The organism is Flavobacterium ranwuense, from assembly GCF_004349315.1.
Lineage (GTDB): Bacteria > Bacteroidota > Bacteroidia > Flavobacteriales > Flavobacteriaceae > Flavobacterium > Flavobacterium ranwuense.
The window spans coordinates 129,911-150,686 of the sequence record NZ_SMLH01000006.1; the positions used below are offsets into that span (position 1 = coordinate 129,911).

12 protein-coding genes are annotated in these 20,776 nt (G+C 33.6%); 6 read left to right on the plus strand and 6 right to left on the minus strand.

All coding sequences use genetic code 11. The features are described 5' to 3' along the window. Nucleotides 1-27 precede the first annotated feature (27 nt). The 5 genes from E0I61_RS11510 to E0I61_RS11530 all read right to left on the minus strand — a co-directional run bounded on the left by E0I61_RS11510 (nt 28) and on the right by E0I61_RS11530 (nt 4,545). Nucleotides 28-597, minus strand: coding sequence for a YciE/YciF ferroxidase family protein (locus E0I61_RS11510; protein WP_132071554.1), 570 nt, complete (start codon nt 595-597; stop codon nt 28-30). Between the two features lie 302 nt (nt 598-899). Continuing rightward, nucleotides 900-1,589 (minus strand): aspartate/glutamate racemase family protein, encoded by a 690-nt coding sequence (locus E0I61_RS11515; protein WP_132071556.1) that lies wholly within the window; start codon nt 1,587-1,589, stop codon nt 900-902. 1 nt (nt 1,590) lies between these two features. Then, nucleotides 1,591-2,028, minus strand: coding sequence for an acyl-CoA thioesterase (locus E0I61_RS11520; protein ID WP_131997017.1), 438 nt, complete (start codon nt 2,026-2,028; stop codon nt 1,591-1,593). 65 nt (nt 2,029-2,093) lie between these two features. Beyond that, entirely contained in the window at nt 2,094-3,566 is a 1,473-nt protein-coding gene (locus E0I61_RS11525) for a serine hydrolase (RefSeq protein ID WP_132071558.1), read from the minus strand. Between the two features lie 367 nt (nt 3,567-3,933). Continuing rightward, entirely contained in the window at nt 3,934-4,545 is a 612-nt protein-coding gene (locus tag E0I61_RS11530; RefSeq protein ID WP_132071560.1) for a hypothetical protein, read from the minus strand. Nucleotides 4,546-4,932: 387 nt separating this feature from the next. Between E0I61_RS11530 and dnaK the strand changes: the two genes are divergently transcribed. Next, complete coding sequence (dnaK, locus tag E0I61_RS11535; protein WP_131997025.1) at nt 4,933-6,819, plus strand: molecular chaperone DnaK; 1,887 nt, start codon at nt 4,933-4,935, stop codon at nt 6,817-6,819. A gap of 420 nt (nt 6,820-7,239) precedes the next feature. On the opposite strand, the gene E0I61_RS11545 is transcribed toward dnaK, so the two are convergent. Continuing rightward, a complete protein-coding gene (locus tag E0I61_RS11545; RefSeq protein WP_132071564.1) occupies nt 7,240-9,813 on the minus strand; it encodes a zinc-dependent metalloprotease in 2,574 nt (857 codons plus the stop codon). A 342-nt stretch (nt 9,814-10,155) separates the two neighbouring features. Here E0I61_RS11545 and corA point away from each other — a divergent pair, with 342 nt between their 5' ends. From corA to E0I61_RS11570, 5 genes are all read left to right on the plus strand, one after another. Next, nucleotides 10,156-11,226 (plus strand): magnesium/cobalt transporter CorA, encoded by a 1,071-nt coding sequence (gene corA / locus E0I61_RS11550; protein WP_131997031.1) that lies wholly within the window; start codon nt 10,156-10,158, stop codon nt 11,224-11,226. A 54-nt stretch (nt 11,227-11,280) separates the two neighbouring features. Beyond that, nucleotides 11,281-13,374, plus strand: a complete 2,094-nt coding sequence (gene pta / locus E0I61_RS11555) for a phosphate acetyltransferase (protein ID WP_132071566.1) — start codon at nt 11,281-11,283, stop codon at nt 13,372-13,374. 106 nt (nt 13,375-13,480) lie between these two features. Then, nucleotides 13,481-14,680: an acetate/propionate family kinase gene (locus E0I61_RS11560; RefSeq protein ID WP_132071568.1), complete on the plus strand. Its 1,200-nt coding sequence runs from the start codon at nt 13,481-13,483 to the stop codon at nt 14,678-14,680. Between the two features lie 97 nt (nt 14,681-14,777). Further along, the gene (locus E0I61_RS11565; protein WP_235832119.1) at nt 14,778-17,522 is read left to right on the plus strand and encodes a helix-turn-helix and ligand-binding sensor domain-containing protein; all 2,745 of its coding nucleotides are present in this window, start codon (nt 14,778-14,780) and stop codon (nt 17,520-17,522) included. A 242-nt stretch (nt 17,523-17,764) separates the two neighbouring features. Then, complete coding sequence (locus tag E0I61_RS11570; protein ID WP_132071572.1) at nt 17,765-20,773, plus strand: SusC/RagA family TonB-linked outer membrane protein; 3,009 nt, start codon at nt 17,765-17,767, stop codon at nt 20,771-20,773. Nucleotides 20,774-20,776: the final 3 nt, after the last annotated feature.

Here is a 20,776-nt window from a genome sequence, read left to right on the forward strand (position 1 = left end):
ATAATTGCTAGTCTTCAATAAAAATTATTATTGAATATTTTCAATTGCATCAGCTCCTGAAGCATTAAAATTAATGTTAGATTGAGCTATTTCTTTCAAAGAAGCATTCGCTTTTTTTTGTTCATTTAATGTCATAGCGAGCAAACTTGCGGCTTTGTTTTCGCCGAGATTTTCTGCAAAGGACTGTAAAGCATCATAAGTAGCAATTTCATATTGTTTTAACTTTTGTCCAGTGGCAATAATTCCAGCATCACGCACAGCACCTATTTCGGTTTTTGCTATTATGTCTTTACTTTCGTTTATTAATCCTTCTATAGCTTGACTTTTTTCCGCAACGACTTTAATACCCTTAGATTCGAATATTTCCTCCAAGCGGGAAACATGCGCTTTCGTTTCAGTCAAATGATTTTTTAAGGTGTTGGCCAATTCGGGTGATGAAGCATTTTCCATCATATTCGGTAAGGTATTCATCAATGCTTTTTCTGCTGAGTAAATATCTTTCAACCCAACTTCAAATAAGTCTCTTAAATTATATGCTGCTTCTGATTTTGCTTCTGCAAATCCTTTAGCTTCTTGTTTTCTATCTGTAGTTCCCATGACAGTTGTTTTTTAAATATTATTTTTCGAGAGGTATAAATTGTGTCTAATTATAAATTGACAATTTTATTTTTGTTGTAATTTTAAAATTCATATACCCCGGCTTTAATATTTATACATTGTAAAGTTAGTTAAATTACTAACTAAATGACTGTTAATTAACTAATTGTAAGTATGAATTGTATGATTCTAATAAAAAAAACAGACAGTAATTCTCTTCTGAATGGAAAAGAGATACAAGGATTAAGAAGGATTGCAGGGCTTCATAATTCAGTGTGATCGGGAGGATATATAGGATTTTTTTAGCTTAATGCAAACTCAACTGCTGCTGCCGAATGAATTAATGCCGTATCGAATATAGGGACAGCAATGTCTTCTTGTTGAATCAAAAGGGGAATTTCAGTACACCCCAGAATAATCCCTTCAGCGCCATTTTCTATTAGTTTTTCTATGATATTGATGTAGCGTTTTTTTGTATTGATATCAATGATTCCTTTTCCAAGTTCATGGTATATTGTTTCGTGAATAAAATCCCTGTCTTCTAGTTCTGGGATAATGGTTTCAATATTTTGATTACTGAGTTTAGAGGTAAAGAAACCCAATTCCATTGTGAATTTTGTGCCTAAAAGTCCCACTTTGGATAGATTGCTCTTTTTTATTTCTTTTGCCGTTTCAGTTGCAATGTGAATTACCGGAATATTTACTTTTTGCTCAATCCTGTCTGCTAAAAGGTGCATGGTGTTGGCACATAAAACAATAGCTTCCGCACCGCTTTGTTGTAAGTTTTCACAGGCTCCAGAAAGCATATTAAATGTTGTTTCCCAATCATTATTGTTGTTGTTCTTTACAATATCAGCATAATTAAAAGAGTGAATAATGCATTTTGCAAAGTTTACGCCACCTAGTCTTTCGTTAATTCCTTCATTAATAAATTTGTAATAGTCAGCTGTGGAAACCCAGCTAATCCCACCAATAAGTCCCAATGTTTTCATTTTAAAGTCCTTCAAAATTTTCACTTTTAGGAAAAATATTCAAGGCTTCACTGGCGATTTTCGGAGTAGGAGAAGCTAGTTTGCGAAGTTTGGTATCCATCCAAGCACCATCAACAGTTATGGTTGCACAAAGTTTGTTGTCTTCATTCAAAAACTCATGCACAATAGACCAGCGGGAAGCATCGGGTTTCATTTTTGAGGTTTTGGTATGTATAAAAATTTTGTCAGAAAGCTTTATTTCTCTTCTAAAAACACATTCTTCCCTAAAAAGAATAGGTCCAAAATGCTGTGCTTGCATCACCTTCATCGTCAAACCAAGACTTTCCAAAATTTCGATACGGTGCTGTGCTCCAAAGTCATAATAAGCGCTGTGTCGTACATGAAAATTAGGGTCAAGATCAGACCAACGGAAAGATAATTCTTTTATAAATGAAGTCATTGTTGTTTTGTTTTAGTTAATGTCGCTGTCCTTTCGGTTTAATTTAATACGAAAGAAAGACGAATTTACGATTTTGAAATCTCTTCCAATACTTTTTTTCCACTTTCATTATTTGGATCAAGTTCTACTGATTTTTTATAATTCAAAATAGCAAGCTTTTTATCTCCATTTTTCAAATAGGCTTCTCCCAAACTGTCATATGCATTCCCTGATTGAGGAAACGCTTCAATATTTAGCTTGAAAACCTCTATTGCTTCTTTTTCTTTTCCGGTTTGTAATAATTGGTATCCTGCGCTATTCATTTCATTTTCGTTGATAGCATAGATATTTGAATTTTTATTCTCCTTAAAGTACGCTAGTCCAGATGCGATTCCCTTTTCCAGAATAACCTCTACTAAAGCATTGGCTAGTGATTTTTTAGGCAAATTGTATGGTTTATTGTAAAGGATATTTCGAATTGCTATATTCATCTCGTTTAATTTTGTACCGCCCGTATTATTTAACAATACCACTAGATTTTTGTCAGCCGGAATGCGGGAAAGCAAGGTGTTAAATCCATTTATTCCTCCACCATGTTCAATAACCGTTAAACTGTCATTCGTTTCTCCATTGGAAGCCTTATTGATAAACCATCCGTAGCCATAATGTCCCGGTCCTGCAGGAATGTAAGAATTAAATAATAAATGGTTGTATTTTGTCGAAAGTAACTGGTCTGTGTAAAGTGCTTGGTCCCATAGATACAAATCGTCTACGGTAGAATACAAAGAACCGGCAGCGTAGGGAATAGACAAATCAAGATAACTGGCATTGCTGTAGTTTTTACCGTTTTTCTCATAACCGGAAGCTCTGTTTTTCAGAATCGTTTCATGATGGTCGAATCCTGTATTTTTCATTTTGAGTGACGTAAGAATATTGTCTTGTAAACACTGCTCATAGGTTTTACCAGAGACTTTTTCTATGATGTAACCCAATAAAAAATAACCGGAATTGCTGTACGCAAATTTTTCGCCTGGTGTAAATTCGAGCGGTAAGTCAGCGAATATTTTTACAAATGCTTCCGGGCTATAAGGATTAAGACTTGTTGTTTTGAAGAAATTAGGAAACGAAGTGTAATTTGGAATTCCAGATGTATGCGTAAGTAAGTGATGAATGGTTATTTTATCACCCGATGTTTTAGGATAATCAGGAAGATAGGTTGTTATAGGAGCATCCAACTTTAATTTTCCCTGCTCAACTAATTGAATTATTAGCATGGCGGTAAATTGTTTGGTAACAGAACCTAATCTGTGTTTGGTATCCGGTTGGTTCGGAATATTCCATTCCATGTTTGCCATTCCAAATCCCTTTTTATAAATAACTTTACCTGCGTCAGCGACAAGAATGGAACCGTTGAATTGCCCGTATTCTGAATATAGATTCATCAACTTATCAATTTGCTCTGTTTTGGTTTGCCCAAAGGAAATCGTTACTGTAATGAGCTGGATGAATAGACCAATTAGGATTGTTTTTGGTACAAAATGCTTGGAACGTTGTTTCATGATGATTGCTGGTTTTAGTGATTGATGTTGTTTTGAACGAATTAAATAATAGTTTTTGTTCTTTGTGCCTTATTGTTATGGGCACGGATTGCAAATCAGCGCTATCGGTTCGATTACTATTGTGGGCACAGTTTGAAAAACTGCTTTAGCGATTTTTTTTAAAATTTAAAACATTGAAAATCAGATTGTTTATAAGATTTTTGTTTTAATAACAAGTTTTGGAAATAGCGCAAAGTCAGAGACATTTGCGTAGCCTTTACGAGAAATTAATTTATTTGCAAGAACACTTTGCGGAGCTGGGTAATTTCCGGCTAAGAAAAATAAAACCAGCTATAGCGCAAAACCGCTGTTATGCGATGCATTTATTTTATTTAGGTAACTTGGTATAAATCAATTCAGGATTTCCACAAACCATTTCACGAATTCCATTCTCATTTTGATCTCCAATGTACATCTGTCTTAATTCTCCATTTTTAGAATTTACACTAAATGACCAAATCTGATTATCTGAAAAAGCAAAGTCATACGAATAAAATCTTTCGTTTGCACTTTTTGAAAATTGAATATTCTCGCAATTAATCAATTTCATTTTACTGCTTTTTAAATCTTGTTCATAGAAACAAAATTTATTTTCATCGATAATTAATATTTTAACAATAATTGTGTCTTTTGTGTTTTCCATTCCCCAATTAGAACCCGTTCGGGATAATTTCCATTTTCCGACTAGACTTTCTTTTAATCGTTGCCTTGATATTGGTCTTAAAGAGTCAGACTTTGTAAGCGAAATTTTTCCCAAATCATTATTTGGGTTTAACTCATTTACATACCGAAAGAGACCAGCCGCACTAGAATATTCAGAGTTTTTTAAATATTCGTTCGCTTTTTCAAACATCTTTTGTTGATATTCTGGTGATTTATTTTCTTGTGACCAGGTTCGGCAGAAAATAAAAATGAATAATATTGAAAAGTACTTTTTCATAAGATGTATTTTATAGAAACGTCTTTAAATGTTTCGCATAACTTATATATACTAGCTACAAACTAGCGTATATACAACCGAAATGGGTTGCTTTGCGCTAGAAATAGCATTTTATTGTTCCGCTAATGTAGTTCATTTATTACGGATTATTCGCATTGAAATTTATAAAGTAATCAAAATAAAAAACAAATAGAATTTAGAAATCAGCTCCTAATTACGACTTCCGCCAGAATGACAAACCCACTGAAATGTCATCTTGTCAGATTTTTTTACGCCAATTTTAACATAAACTGACAATTTAATAGTCGGTTTTGTATTGGCACAAAGATTGACTTATCGACTTCGAGTCATTAAAACAAGTATACAATAAAATTAAATATATTAAAAATGGGTAAAATAATCGGAATTGATTTAGGTACGACCAACTCTTGTGTTTCTGTAATGGAAGGTAATGAAGCAGTTGTTATTCCTAACGCAGAAGGAAAAAGAACAACACCATCTATCATCGCTTTTGTTGAAGGTGGGGAAATTAAAGTAGGAGATCCTGCTAAAAGACAAGCGGTAACTAATCCAACTAAGACTATTGCTTCTATCAAACGTTTTATGGGTCACTCTTTTTCAGAGGTTTCTGCTGAAGCAAAAAGAGTTTCTTACAAAGTAGTAAAAGGGGACAACAATACACCACGTGTGGATATTGATGGTCGTTTATACACTGCTCAAGAATTGTCAGCTATGACACTTCAAAAAATGAAAAAAACAGCTGAAGACTATTTAGGTCAAACTGTTACTGAAGCAGTTATTACTGTTCCAGCTTACTTTAATGATGCACAACGTCAAGCTACGAAAGAAGCGGGTGAAATTGCAGGTCTTAAAGTAATGCGTATTATCAACGAACCTACAGCTGCTGCACTTGCTTACGGTTTAGATAAAAAAGGTGTTGATCAAAAAATTGCTGTTTACGATTTAGGTGGAGGTACATTTGATATTTCTGTTCTTGAATTAGGAGACGGAGTTTTTGAAGTATTGTCTACAAATGGAGACACTCACTTAGGTGGAGATGATTTTGACCACGAAATTATTGACTGGTTAGCTGCTGAATTCTTAACTGAAGAAGGTATTGACTTACGTCTTGATCCAATGTCATTGCAACGTTTGAAAGAAGCTGCTGAGAAAGCAAAAATTGAATTGTCTTCTTCTGCTGAAACTGAAATCAACTTGCCATATGTTACTGCTACGGCTTCAGGACCAAAACACTTAGTTAAAAAATTAACTAGAGCTCAATTTGAAAAATTAACGGACTCTTTAGTAAAACGTTCTATGGCACCAGTTGCTAAAGCGTTGAAAGATGCAGGTTTATCTGTTTCTGATATTGACGAAGTTATTCTTGTAGGAGGTTCTACTCGTATGCCAAGAATTGCTGAAGAAGTTGAAAAATTCTTTGGTAAAAAAGCGTCTAAAGGAGTTAACCCTGATGAGGTTGTTGCTATTGGAGCAGCTATTCAAGGTGGAGTTCTTTCTGGAGATGTAAAAGATGTATTGTTACTTGACGTTACACCTTTATCTTTAGGTATCGAAACTATGGGTGGTGTTTTGACTAAATTAATTGAGTCTAACACAACTATTCCAACTAAAAAATCTCAAGTTTTCTCTACTGCTGCAGATTCTCAACCAACAGTTGAAATCCACGTTTTACAAGGAGACAGAGCTATGGCAGTTGACAACAAAACTATCGGTCGTTTCCATTTAGATGGTATTCCACCAGCTCCAAGAGGTGTTCCACAAATTGAAGTAACTTTTGATATTGATGCTAATGGTATCATCAAAGTTTCTGCAACTGACAAAGGAACTGGAAAATCTCACGATATTCGTATCGAAGCTTCTTCTGGATTAACAGCTGAAGAAATCGAAAGAATGAAAAAAGATGCAGAAGCTAATGCTGATTCTGACAAAATTTTAAGAGAAAGAGCAGAAAAATTGAATGAAGCAGACGGAATGATCTTCCAAACTGAAACTCAATTGAAAGAATTAGGTTCTAAATTATCTGATGAAAACAAAGTTGCTGTAGAATATGCATTAACTGAATTGAGAATGGCACACCAATCTCAAGACATTCCTGCAATTCAAACGGCTCTTGACAACATCAACGCTGCTTGGAAAAAAGCAACTGAAGCGATGTATGCTCAAGGAGAACAAGGTCAAGGTGAAGCACAACCTCAAGGGGATGCTGCTCAAGGAGACAATGTTGAAGACGTTGAATTCGAAGAAGTAAAATAATAATTTCCCGTAGAGACGGACTGCTGTCTGCCTTTATTGTTGATTTAAAAAACCGTTCGCCTTTGGTGAACGGTTTTTTTTGTGGGATCAAATAAAAACCCGACCTGTTTTAGAAACGGGTCGGGTTTTGTTATTATTATTATTATTATTATTATTATTATAATTATGTAGAGACGCACTGCAGTGCGTCTCTACAATGTGCATCTTTACAATGTGCATCTTTACAATGTGCATCTTTACAATGTGCATCTTTACAATGTGCATCTTTACAATGTGCATCTTTACAATGTGCATCTTTACAATGTGCGTTTCTACAATAATGTGTATTTCTATATAATATGCGTCTCTACGTTGAAATCACATCAAATACATCATAAAAAAAAGGGAAAATGTTGTTGAACATTTTCCCTTTTTAATTTATTATTTAGGATTTAAAGCTTCTCCTATTCTAGAAATTAAATCTTGTAAGTGATATCTACTCATTCGATCAGCCATTTTTGACGAGGCTAATTTCATTTCGTTTTTTAAACTATTAAGTTGTCCTCTGGAAATAGAAGGTAAGTCAGTTTGAGCTAAATTTACTCTTCTTGTTGTGAAACCGTAAGTAACACCTACAGGAACCGCTCTAACCATTGCTGTACCTGGTTTTAGTAATTCGATCATTTTGTCAACATACAATTTCTGGATGTTTCTACGATACACATCAATTGAACCACTTCCTTTCAATTCAGAAAAGATTCCATTTTTTAAGTCACTTATTAATTCATCAGCTGAATAGTTGTTTTTATTCACAGAAGAAGTTTCTATAAGGCGAACAATTCTATCTCCAGCCAATAAACTTGATAAGGTAGCATCTTGCATTCCTTTGATCGCTTCAACACCGCTTTCCGGGTTTATTTTCGAAAGAATATTTTGATCCAATAACCATTTTGGAGTGTTGAATAATTGAGCATTCAAGAATGATACCGCATCTTTTTGGATACTTTTTGGAACTACTTCAAATTGATTTCCAGTCATGTCATACGTTTTTGGAGAATCATAGATTCCACCAACGTTTTTAGTAACATGCCCCATATATCTTCTGAATTGCCCTGTAAGTGCGCCATAAAGATTGTCTAGTTCAGCATAGCTTTCTCCGTTTTCTTTAGTCCACTCTAATAAATTAGGTAAAATTCTTTTTAAGTTTTTGATTCCATATTCAGAAGCTCTCATCGCATTATCCCCAATATCCTCAGTTTGATATCTAGGATCATAAGGACTGGTTTCTGTACCAAACCATAAACGGTTATTTTTATAGGCTTCCTTAGTCATTTCATTCAACTTCGCCTTTTCTTCAGTTTCAGTTTTAGCTTCGTCAAAATAAGAATAACCCCATTTAATCGCCCATTTGTCATAATCCCCAATTCTAGGAAATAAGGCTGTAACACCATCTTCTGGTTGTGCCACATAATTAAAACGCGCATAATCCATGATAGAAGAGGTATGTCCGTTTTTCTCTTGGTACTCTTTATCTCTTAGTTTTTCAACCGGAGTGGCAGAACTGGCTCCCATGTTGTGACGTAATCCTAAAGTATGTCCTACTTCATGAGAAGAAACAAAACGGATTAATTCACCCATTAATTTATCATCAAACTTTTTTGATCTTGCAGCAGGATCTACAGCAGCAGTTTGAATTAAGTACCAGTCTCTTAAAAGACTCATGATGTTGTGATACCAACCAATGTGGCTTTCCAAAATTTCACCACTTCTAGGATCATGAACATTAGGTCCGTATGCATTTTGAATCTCAGCAGCAAAATATCGTAATACTGAAAAACGGGCATCTTCCAAGCTCATTGTTGGATCATTTTCGGGCCAATATTCCCCACGAATAGCATTTTTCCATCCCGCACTTTCAAAGGCAATCTGCCAGTCATCGATACCTTGTTTAATGAATTTTTTCCATTTTTCAGGAGTTGCAGGATCAATGTAATATACAATAGGTTTTTTAGGTTCAATTAATTCACCTCTTTTTTGTTTTTGAGCATCTTCTTCAGATTTTGGCTCTAAACGCCATCTCACTGCAAATACTTTGGTATCTGATTTTTGAGATTCTTCTTCAAAAACATCATATTGGTTTGCAAAATACCCAACACGTGCATCAAATTCTCTTTTGCGCATTGGCGTTTTTGGCAATAAAATCATAGAGGTATTCATCTCAACCGTGATTACTCCTGCATCTAAACCGGATGGTAAATTAACTCCAATTTGTGGTGTTGGAGTAGTTGAAATACGCGGAGGAGTAGTAGTAAATGTTTTTACACTTCTAATCTCAGTATTTATTGGATAACTGCTTATTTTTGAGATGAATGATTTATCCTTTTGAAACGTTTGTATGTTTAACAATTGTTTCTTTATTGGATCTAACGAAAAAGTTTGTACGTCAGCATCGAAAGTGCTCGTCAAGTCGATCACATATCCAGCATTATTTTTTCCGGTTGAATCTTTTTTGAATGCTAAGATATCATAGTTTCCGATAATTGGATCTGAAGTTGAATTCTTAACAGCCTGAGCCATTGGTTTGTCTTCATCTGGAGACATAATAACATAGGTAACAGACCTAAGGAGAATGTTGTTGTTCAGCCCTTTTTCCCAACGAACAACTTGCCTGTTGATTTCTTCTCCTCCAAAAATTCCTCCTCCTGCAGGAGTTTTAGAATATCGGGTTATAGTCATTATTTCACTTCCTAAAAGGGAGTCTGGAATCTCAAAAAGATATTTGTCATTTATTTTATGAATGTCAATTAATCCTTTTTGTGTTACTGCGGTTGAGTCAATAACTTTTTTGTACGGTTTTGGTTCTTTCTTACCGTCTTTGGATTCAGGTGCTTTAGCTTCAACTTTGGCTGAGGCATTTTTGTCTGCTCTTTTCTTTTTCTTGCTTTGTGCAAATGTGCCTTGCGCAAAACAAAATAGCAGACAGGTAATAATTAAGGTTAGTTTTTTGTTCACCATTTAGTCAATGTATTTGATAAAGTTTATAATTGGTTTTGGTTAATAAGTAGCGTTTTTTGTATTTTGTTACTGATTATTGTCAAATTTATTGATATATTTTTAAGAAAATGCTATTTCGAAATGCAATTTTTAATAATTAACACTATTTAAGAATCGTTGATGAATCACTTTTCCGATGGTATAATATGATTTTTCTCAGGAAAGGAATTATTATTTCGAGTTACCTTTGTTTTTAAAATACCAAATTAAACCCGTTTTTTTCATTTTTAGGAATGTCAAAAGTACCGAGAAACGATATTTTTGTAAAAGTTTTTCGTAATATTACTACATAAACAAGTTGGCATGAGAAAAATCAAGTACAAGAAAGGAAGGAAAATGCAACCTTATAATTTAGAATATACGGGCATTCATAAAAGTAAGGAATCGGAGATGCAATTGTTTGTTTATGATGATTTGAATCTTACCGAATATGAGGATTTTAAGGTTTCGGATTTAGATAAATATATTGATGAACAAAAAACAAACTGGATTAATATACACGGTTTGAATAATGTGGAGTGGTTAAAATCGATTGGAGATTATTTTGAAATCGATAATTTTATGTTGGCCGATATTTTAAATACCACCCGAAGAACAAAACTGGAAGAGTCTCATGATTTTCTATTTTTCAACATAAAATCACTTTTGCCTGCGGAACATTCAGATAATATAAGTGTAGAACAAATCAGTTTTTTGTTAAAAGATGGAATTCTAATTTCTTTTCAGGAAAAGCGAAGTGACTTTTTTACCCACATCCGAGAACGGATTCGAACGCATTCAGGAATTGTCAGAACCAAGAAAGCCGATTATTTGTTGTACATTCTTCTGGATGCTATCATGGGAAATTTCTACATCACTTTAGAAAACGAGGAGGACAAAATAGAGGAATTAATCAATCTTACCAAGGAAAGTGTTGATCCAATAATTTTAGAAAAAATAGAGAAACACAGGGATAATCTGAATTTTCTAAAACGTTCCATTATTCCGCTACGTGATTCTTTGTATGATATAAAAAGTATAAAAGACGATAACATATTTAATGCGATGGAAGCAGATAGTTTTAGCTTTTTTGCGCGATTGCATCAAAAGAGTTTAGAACTTTTAGAACAAATAGAATCCGATATGGGATCTTTGGAAAGTGCGTCTAATTTCTTTTTCTCGGCACAGACGCATAAGATGAATGAGATAATGAAAACCCTGACCATCGTATCTGCGATATTTATCCCACTTACTTTTATTGTGGGGGTTTACGGAATGAATTTTGAAAATTTACCGGAACTAAAATACCATTATGGGTATCATACCGTTATGGGTGCCATGTTTTTTATAGTTATAGGAATGATTATTTATTTTAAAAAACGCCGTTGGTTTTAGAAATTAAAAAGGAATGCATCCAATTAATCTGGAATTAAATTTAAAAATAAAAAAATGAACAAGGCCATATACATTGCAACAAGCGAACAAAATAGTGGGAAGTCGATTATTACGTTGGGATTGATGAGCATGCTTATTGGTAAAATGGCTAAAGTAGGTTATTTTAGACCTATTGTTGAAGATTTTGAAGAAGGGGGATTTGATAATCATATTGAAACCGTGATTGGACATTTTGGGATGGATATTGAATTTGAAGATGCGTATGCCATTACAAAAAGTAAATTAATCAAAAAGAAGAACAAGGGGAAAATAGGCGAGGTTCTCGATTTGATTATTGAAAAATACAAGAAATTAGAAGAGCGTTTCGATTTTGTTTTGGTTGAAGGAACCAGTTTTACAGGAGAAGGAACTGTTATCGAATTAGATATGAATGTTCTGATTGCCAAAAATCTTGGTATTCCAACTATTATTGTGGGCTCGGGAGTGGGTAAAACATTAGAGGAATTGATAGATAGTCTTTACTTGGCATACGATTCATTTAAAGTCAAAGATGTCGAGGTTTTGGCTGTAATCGCCAATAAAGTCCAACGGGAGAATATTGAATTAGTAACCAACGGTCTAAAGAAAAGCTTACCGGAAGGTATATTGGTCAATTCAATTCCTTTGATTCATAAATTGAATAATCCAACGGTACAGGAAATTGTAAATGAGTTAGATGCTAAAGTTTTATTTGGTGCGGCACATTTGAACAATCAAACTGGAAATTTTAGTGTGGGAGCAATGCAATTGTGTAATTATTTGTTGCATTTGAAAGAAAATAGTCTGGTGATTACGCCCGGAGATAGAGCCGATATTATTTTGGGCGCATTGCAGGCCAATGAGTCCGTAAATTACCCTACCATTTCCGGAATTGTACTTACAGGTAATATCTTGCCTGAGATTAGTATTTTGAAATTGATAGAAGGACTTTCGACCATTGTTCCAATTATTGCGGTGGAAGAAGGAACGTATTACATTACCAATAAAATAGGTTCCATTAAATCTAAAATTTACGCGAACAACAAGCAAAAGATTGAAATTTCTATCAATACTTTCGAAAAACATGTTGACTTAGACAACTTGGCTGAAAAGCTAATCACTTTTGAAGCGGAGGGAATGACTCCAAAAATGTTCCAATATAATTTAGTAAAAAGAGCCAGACAACACAGGAAACACATTGTTTTACCAGAAGGAAATGATGAAAGAATCATTATTGCAGCCTCACAATTATTGACGATGGATGTGGTTGATATTTCGATTATTGGCAACAAAAAACAAATTGAAAGTAAAGTTGCTGAGTTGGGGCTTCCTTTCGATTTTTCTATAATAAAAATCATTAATCCGATAGAATCCGAGCATTATGATGATTATGTAAACACCTATTATGAGTTGCGAAAAGCAAAAAATGTAACCATAGGAATGGCTAAGGATTTAATGGAAGATGTTTCATATTTTGGAACAATGATGGTCTATAAAGGTCATGCAGACGGAATGGTTTCCGGAGCGGCACATACCACGCAACATACCATTTTGCCGGCTTTGCAATTCATTAAAACGAAACCCAATTCCTCCGTGGTTTCCTCGATATTTTTCATGTGTTTAGAGGACAGAGTATCTGTTTTTGGAGATTGTGCCATTAATCCAAATCCTACTGCGGAACAATTGGCAGAAATTGCAATTTCCTCTGCCGATTCCAGTTTGGCTTTTGGTATTGAACCAAAAATCGCCATGCTTTCGTATTCATCTGGTTCATCAGGAAAAGGAGATGAAGTAGATAAAGTAAGAGCTGCAACTGAAATAGTGAGAAGAAAACGTCCCGATTTAAAAATTGAAGGACCGATACAATACGATGCTGCAGTTGATATGGCTGTCGGGAAAAGTAAGATGCCAAATTCAGAAGTGGCAGGACAAGCGAGTGTTCTAATTTTTCCAGATTTAAATACAGGAAATAATACTTATAAAGCGGTTCAAAGGGAAACAGGTGCATTAGCAATTGGACCTATGTTACAAGGGTTGAACAAACCTGTAAATGATTTAAGCCGTGGTTGCACGGTAGATGATATTATAAATACAGTCGTGATTACAGCGATTCAAGCACAAGGATTATAAATCAATTATGAATTGTGAATTATTAATTATGAGTTTTGATTCTTTGAGCCTTTAGTGAAAAGACTCAGTAAATCAGATAATTAGTGCCTTAGCAACTTAAAAAAAAATGAAAATAGTAATTATAAACTCGGGTAGTTCATCGATAAAATACCAATTAATCTACATGCCGGCTAATGAAGTTATTTGTTCGGGTATGATTGACAGAATAGGATTGGAAACTTCAAATCTAACTTATGTAACCAATACTACTAAATTAGAAGAGACGTTGCCTATTGCGAACCATAAAATTGGTTTGGAAAAAATTGCCAAATTACTGATGGATGAAAAAGTGGGGGTAATCAAAAGTACGGATGAGATTGAAGCTGTCGGGCATCGTGTGGTGCATGGCGGAAGCGCTTTTTCGAATACGGTAATCATTACCATTGAAGTAAAAGATAAAATCAGACAACTTTTTGATTTAGCGCCTTTGCATAATCCTGCTAACTTGGAAGGAATAAATGTTGCCGAAGAAATTTTTAATTCAGCTAAACAAGTGGCTGTTTTTGATACTGCTTTTCATCAAACGATTCCTGTTGTGGCACATAAATATGCGGTGCCAAATTACCTTTTGACGGAAAATAAAATACGCGTTTACGGTTTTCACGGAACGAGTCACAAATATGTTTCGGAAAATGCGATTCATTATTTGAAGCAAAATTCTATGGATAAGGGCTCTAAAATTATTACAATACATTTGGGAAACGGTTGTAGTATGACTGCTATAAAAGACGGAAAAAGTATCGATCATACGTTGGGTTTTGGCCCAATGAACGGATTGATTATGGGAACCCGAAGCGGCGATGTGGATCAATCCGTAATTTTTTATCTGGTAAATTCTTTAGGATATTCGCTTGAAGCGGTAAACACAATGTTGCAAAAGCAAAGTGGAATGCTGGGACTTACCGGTTACAGCGATTTGAGAGATATTGAAGCGAATGCGGAGAATGGAAATGCGGATTGTCAGTTGGCTTTAGCTATGAATGCCTATCGGATTAAAAAATATATTGGTTCGTATACATCGGTTTTAAACGGACTTGATGCTATTATTTTTACAGCAGGTATTGGAGAAAATTCTTCCTACATTCGAAAATTAGTATGTACAGATATGGATTATTTCGGGATAGAATTGGATGCATCCAAAAATGAAATTCGTTCGAAAGAAATTCGAGAAATTAATACACCCAATTCTAAAACTAAAATATTGGTTATTCCAACTAATGAAGAAATCGAAATTGCCAATCAGGTATTTGAATTACTTACCAATTAGAAAATGTCATTTTCTAAAAAAGCTTCTCTGCAGAGAAGCTTTTTTTATGCTTTTTATTTAATAAATCTGTTTATATTTGGAGATAAAACGCCACATTTTGAAAGCAAGAAGCATATTAATAATCCTATTATATTTTTTTTCATTCCAACTTTATTCGCAAGAATTACTTCCTTTTGTAGAGAATTACAGCAAATCAAATTATCAAGGGGATAATCAGATTTGGAGTGTTGCACAAGGAAATGATAATGCCATGTATTTTGCTAATAATTATTATTTTTTACGCTATGATGGCGTAAAATGGGAGAAATACAGCTTGCCAAACAAAACTATTATTCGTTCTGTAATGGTTGACGGTGACCGTATTTATACAGGTTCTTATAAAGAATTTGGCTATTGGTTCCGAAAACAAGGAAAGATGCATTATGTTTCGATTTCCAAAAACAAGAAGGTTTTTGATGAAAATAACAACGAAGAAATCTGGAAAATATTTAAATTCAATAGTAAAATCTACTTTCAGTCTTTTAATGGGCTTTTTCTATATGATGGGAAAGTAATTAAAGAAAACAAGTTTGATTTTCTAGTTTCCTATTGCTTTCCGGTTGACAATGAGTTGTTTGTTGCTTCGGTAGAAAAAGGAATCTATAAAATGAAGAATTCCAAGTTTGAAAAGATAGAGGAATGGTCCGTTTTAGAGAATAACGTCATTCATGCTATTGAGAAATACCAAAATAAAACGTATTTTTTTACTAAAAAAAACGGGGTTTATGTTGAAGAAAATGGTAATCTGAGCGCTTGGAACAGCCCGTTAAATGCCATTTTGAAAGCGGCTAATATCAATGTTGCCAAATTCATTAGAAACAAGAAATTAATCATAGGAACAGCTAATAAAGGTGTTTATATTTTTGATTTGAATTCTGGTTCGTATAAAAACATCAATCGAGATAACGTATTGATGAACAATTCAATTTTGAGTATTGGTCAAGACAAAGAGAATGATTTATGGTTGGGTTTAGACAACGGAATTGCTCATATTGAGGTTAATTCCCCTATTTCTATTTTTTATGATAACTCAGGAATTTTAGGTTCCGTTTATTCAGTGGCGAGTACTGCAAAAGGCTATTTGATGGCTTCGAATCATGGTGTTTTTAAATATGAGGACAAGTTGCTTTCGTTAATTCCCAATACTCAAGGTCAGGCTTGGAATATCAGTAAGATAAATAACAAATACCTCATAGGTCATAACGAAGGCACTTTTGTATATGAGAATGGATTGTTCTATAAATTAAGTACTATAAATGGAGGCTGGAATTTAGCCAGAAGCAGCATTAATAATTCCTATTTGCAAGCAACATACAGCGGTGTAATAATTTATAATGACAATAATGATTTGAATCAAAAAATAGTTATAAAAGGAATATTGAAACCTATTAAATATGTTGCGCAAAACAGAAAAAATGAAATATGGGCTGCTGATAATAATAGAGGCTTGTATCGAATTTTGTATAATGATGCATACGAAACAACTGACATCAAAAATGTCACCCAACATAGTAAAATAGGTAATGATTTTGGCGTGAAAATATTTGAGTTCAGAAATGAAATCCTTTTTTTGATCAATAAATCTTGGTATACTTACAATTCAATCACTAATCAATTAGAAGCAAATGAATTGTTTAATACTAATTTTAAAAATGTATCAAACATTGTATCCATTGATGAAAATCACTTTCTGATACTGCAAGAAGGACTTTTGTACCATATTTATGCGCATGATAATAAATTTATCCGCACTATTATTCAAGAGAAATATTACAAGGGAAAAATCATTAATGACAATTTAAAAGTGTTCAAAAACAAAGACAATTATCTGTTAAATTTGGATGATGGTTTTATTTCATTACAATTAAAATATTTAAACAAGAAAGAATCGAATATAAGTGTTGAAGCCTTTGTTAATGATGGTTTGGTTGAAAATAAATCAAAGATTCCATACAATTCTGAGCTTCGCATATATGTAATATCAGGTGTTTTTGGAGCAACAAGACCTAATTTATTTTATAAAATAAATGGGACCAAAGAATTTATTCCTGTAAATGAAGGGTTGATTGTTTTGAATAATTTGAATAGCGGTTCCAATGAGATTACTATTTATCTTCACGATGGACTAAATTATGATACAATTTCCAACTTTCAATTTATTGTGGCTAAGCCATGGTATTTTTCTTTTTGGATGATTTTATTATATCTAATTGTAATAGGAGTTATATTATATCTGTATTACAAATGGAATAAAATGCGATACATACAGAAACTGGAATTGAGAGAAGAAGAATTGAAACATCAAAAGAAAATTCTGGAGATGGAATTAAAAGCGGAGAATGAATTGAATATTCAAGAATATGAAAAACACATCCTTGAATTGGAATTACAATCTAAATCTTCGGAAGTTGCAGGTAAATCTCTTTCTATTGCGAAGCAAAGTGAAATGATTGAAAATATTCAAGGAATTCTAGATACAGAAACTGACTTCAATAAATTAAAAAGTGAAATTAAAAAGGCCATAAAAATAAATGCAGTTAACAAGCATGAATGGGAAACCTTTGAAACAAATCTAAATCAAATTCACAATGAATTTATAATTAACCTAACTAAAAAATATCCCAACCTAACGTCAAAGGACATTAAGCTTTGTATTTACTTAAAAATGAATCTTTCGTCCAAAGAAATTGCACCCATGATGAATATTTCTTTTAGAGGCGTAGAACTGCATCGCTATCGTTTGAGAAAGAAATTAAACCTTGTTCAGGACGAAAATCTGTCTAAATTTTTATTAACTGTATAAATAGTATTTATTTTTTATAGATAATATATTATTCCAGTCTATTTATTACGGAATTACAACACATCATTACTACATCATGTAGATGTAGTGTAATATCTCATAACCACTCTTATCAGCAGTAATACGTTGGTTTATGACCATTTTTTACTATTTTGATGTATTCGTGTAGTATCTCTGTTTTGATTACTATAACGTTGTAATTATTTACTTTGGCTCCACTAACTTTAACAAATTATTAATATATGAGAAATATTATTTTTAGCTTTTTAGCACTCATTTTACTACCGGCATACATGTCTGGACAAGTAATTAAGGGAAAAGTATTAGATAAGGATGGAATTGGAATTCCGGGGGCCATGATAGTTGCCGCTGATTCTAAAACTTCAACGGATGCCGATTTTGACGGTAATTTTAATATCAATGCCAAAGTAGGTGAGGTATTAAAAATTAGTATGGTAGGTTTTGATGCTTTATCAGTTTCTGCAACAGCAGCACCGATGAACATAAAATTACAAGAATCCAAAGACACGGAATTAAAAGAAGTGGTCATCATTGGTTACGGAACCAGAAAAAAGATTGATAACACTACGGCAATTACTTCATTAAAAGCAGAGGAAATATCTAGAACCAAAGTTTTGAACGCTTCGCAAGCCATACAAGGTAAAGCAGCAGGTGTTCAAGTAATTTCTTCAGACTTGCCGGGAAGTACTCCTTCGGTAATTATTAGAGGTTTGGGTACTGCTTTAGGTGGACGAACTCCTTTATACATTGTAGATGGGATGCCTACGGAGAATATCAATAACATTAATACGAATGATATTACTTCGTACGAAATTTTAAAAGACGCTTCTGCATTAGCTATTTATGGAACCAGAGCTGCAAATGGTGTAATCATTATTACAACCAAAAAAGGTAAAGGCGATAGAGTGACTGTTGAAGTAGAGAGTTTTGCCGGTTTTAGAGAGCCTTTGAAAAAAGTAAAAATGGCAGGAAGTAATAAGTACTCCCATTATTCGAATTCGGCCTTGCAAACCACAACTTTTTCACAGGATCAACCCGTTAATACAGATTGGTTTGATGCCATTACGAGAACTGGATCATATGTTCAAAATAACGTTTCGGTTTCTGGTGCAACGGAGAATATTAAATACTTTTTCAGTTTAGGAAATTATCAAGAGAAAGCAATTCTTAACGGACTGGATTACAGTCGTACCACTTTTAGAAACAATAACGAATTTAAAATTTCTAAAAAACTGACTTTAAATCAAAATTTCAGTTTTGGTTCAGCAAATTCAACTCCAAAACCATTAAGCGCTTTTACTAACGCTTACAAACAATCTCCAATTGTTCCGGTTCGTTTTTCAAATGGACAATATGGCGTTTCTTATGTTGGTGCTGACGGTTTTGCAGGTACAGCTGGTTCTTCTTTTAACAATGTTGGAAATCCTGTAGCACAATTGGATTATTTTGATGAAGAGCAAAGAAGCATAACATTACAAGGTGGTTTAAAATTAGATTATGATATTTTGAAATCATTAAAATTCACGTCACAATTTAACGGTGAATATTACTCCTGGAAAAATTACAATTTTGAAGACACAAAAACAATTTGGCAATCCAACAATAATCCAGGTCAGTTAAGCAGTATTATTTATCCAGCTGATAAAAATATTAATTTATTGACTAAAGGTAGAAATCAATATTTCAATTGGAATCTATCTAATTATCTGACATACAATAAAGTTTTTGCAGAGATTCATGATATCGAACTAACAGCGGGTATCGAGACTTCAGTTAGAGGTGCAAGAGAACAATTGACTGTTGCCAGAAAAAATGTAAATGCAAATTCTAATTACTGGTCATTGGCAGGTGTTGATTATGTAGGGACAGTTGTTAATTATAAAGACGAAGTTTTCAACGAAAATAAAATAGCCTCTTATTTTGGTCGTTTCCAATACAAATTAATGGACAGATACTTATTTACAGGTACAATTAGACGTGATGGTTCATCAAATTTTGGTAAAGAGTATCGTTGGGGAACTTTTCCTGCCTTTGGTTTAGGTTGGGTTGTTACTAAAGAGAAATTTATGGCTAATGTAAAAGGAATTGACTTATTGAAATTAAGAGGAGGTTGGGGTAAATTAGGAAACCAAAATGTTCCGCTTAATAATCAAGCTTATACTTCAGGACTTAGTTCTTATTTAGGAGGTTCTATATTGAATGAAGGAACTACAATCAATTCTCAAGTAGATCCAAGTTTATCATGGGAAATTACCGAAGAAACTTCTGCAGGTTTAGATTTTGAATTATTAAATAACAGATTGAAAGGATCATTTGATGTATATGATAAAACAACAACAAATGTTATTTTAAACACAAGACCGTACATGACATCAGGTATTAGTAATTCTTCACCGGCACATGTTGGAGAAGTGTCTAATAAAGGATATGAGATTGCTTTGCGTTGGGACGATAAACTAACGGATAATTTGAGTTACTGGGTTGGAGGAAATTTTTCTAACAACAAAAATGAATTGACAGGTTTAAAAGATGCTACGCTTGCGCCAATTACAGGTGGAGATTTAGGAAATGGACAATGGACAAAACTCTTAGATAATACTTCTGTAGGGAAACCATTAGGTAGTTTTTATATGTATGAATATGCAGGTTTTGATGCTACAAATGGTAAAATGTTATATAATACCGCAACAGGTACCCAAGTGACTCAAGATGCTTTAGATGCTAATGCTGATAAAAAATATGTAGGGTCTATTTTACCTAATTCTACGTATGGTGTTACTTTAGGGATGAACTATAAAAACTTTGATTTCTCAGTGGACGGATACGGTACTTCTGGAGCAAAAGTATACAATGGTAAAAAAGCACAACGCTTTAGCGGAGAAAATATCGAAGATTCACTGGCAACAGATTTCTGGACAGTAAATAATACAACTGCTTCAAATCCTGGTCCTTTTAATCAAGTTCCGGTAGCGTCTACTTATTATTTAGAATCGGGTGATTTCTTTAGAATCAACAATATTACTTTAGGATACAAAATTCCTTTAAAAGGAGAATTTTTAAATTCTTGCAGAATATATGTGAATGCAATAAATCCATTTATTACTCAAAAATTCTCAGGTTTCTCTCCAGAATTAAATGGTAACGGAGATCCTTATGGAACACAAGGTATTGAGTTGGATGCATACCCAACATTAAGATCAGTTGTTATTGGTGCTAATTTAAAATTTTAATAC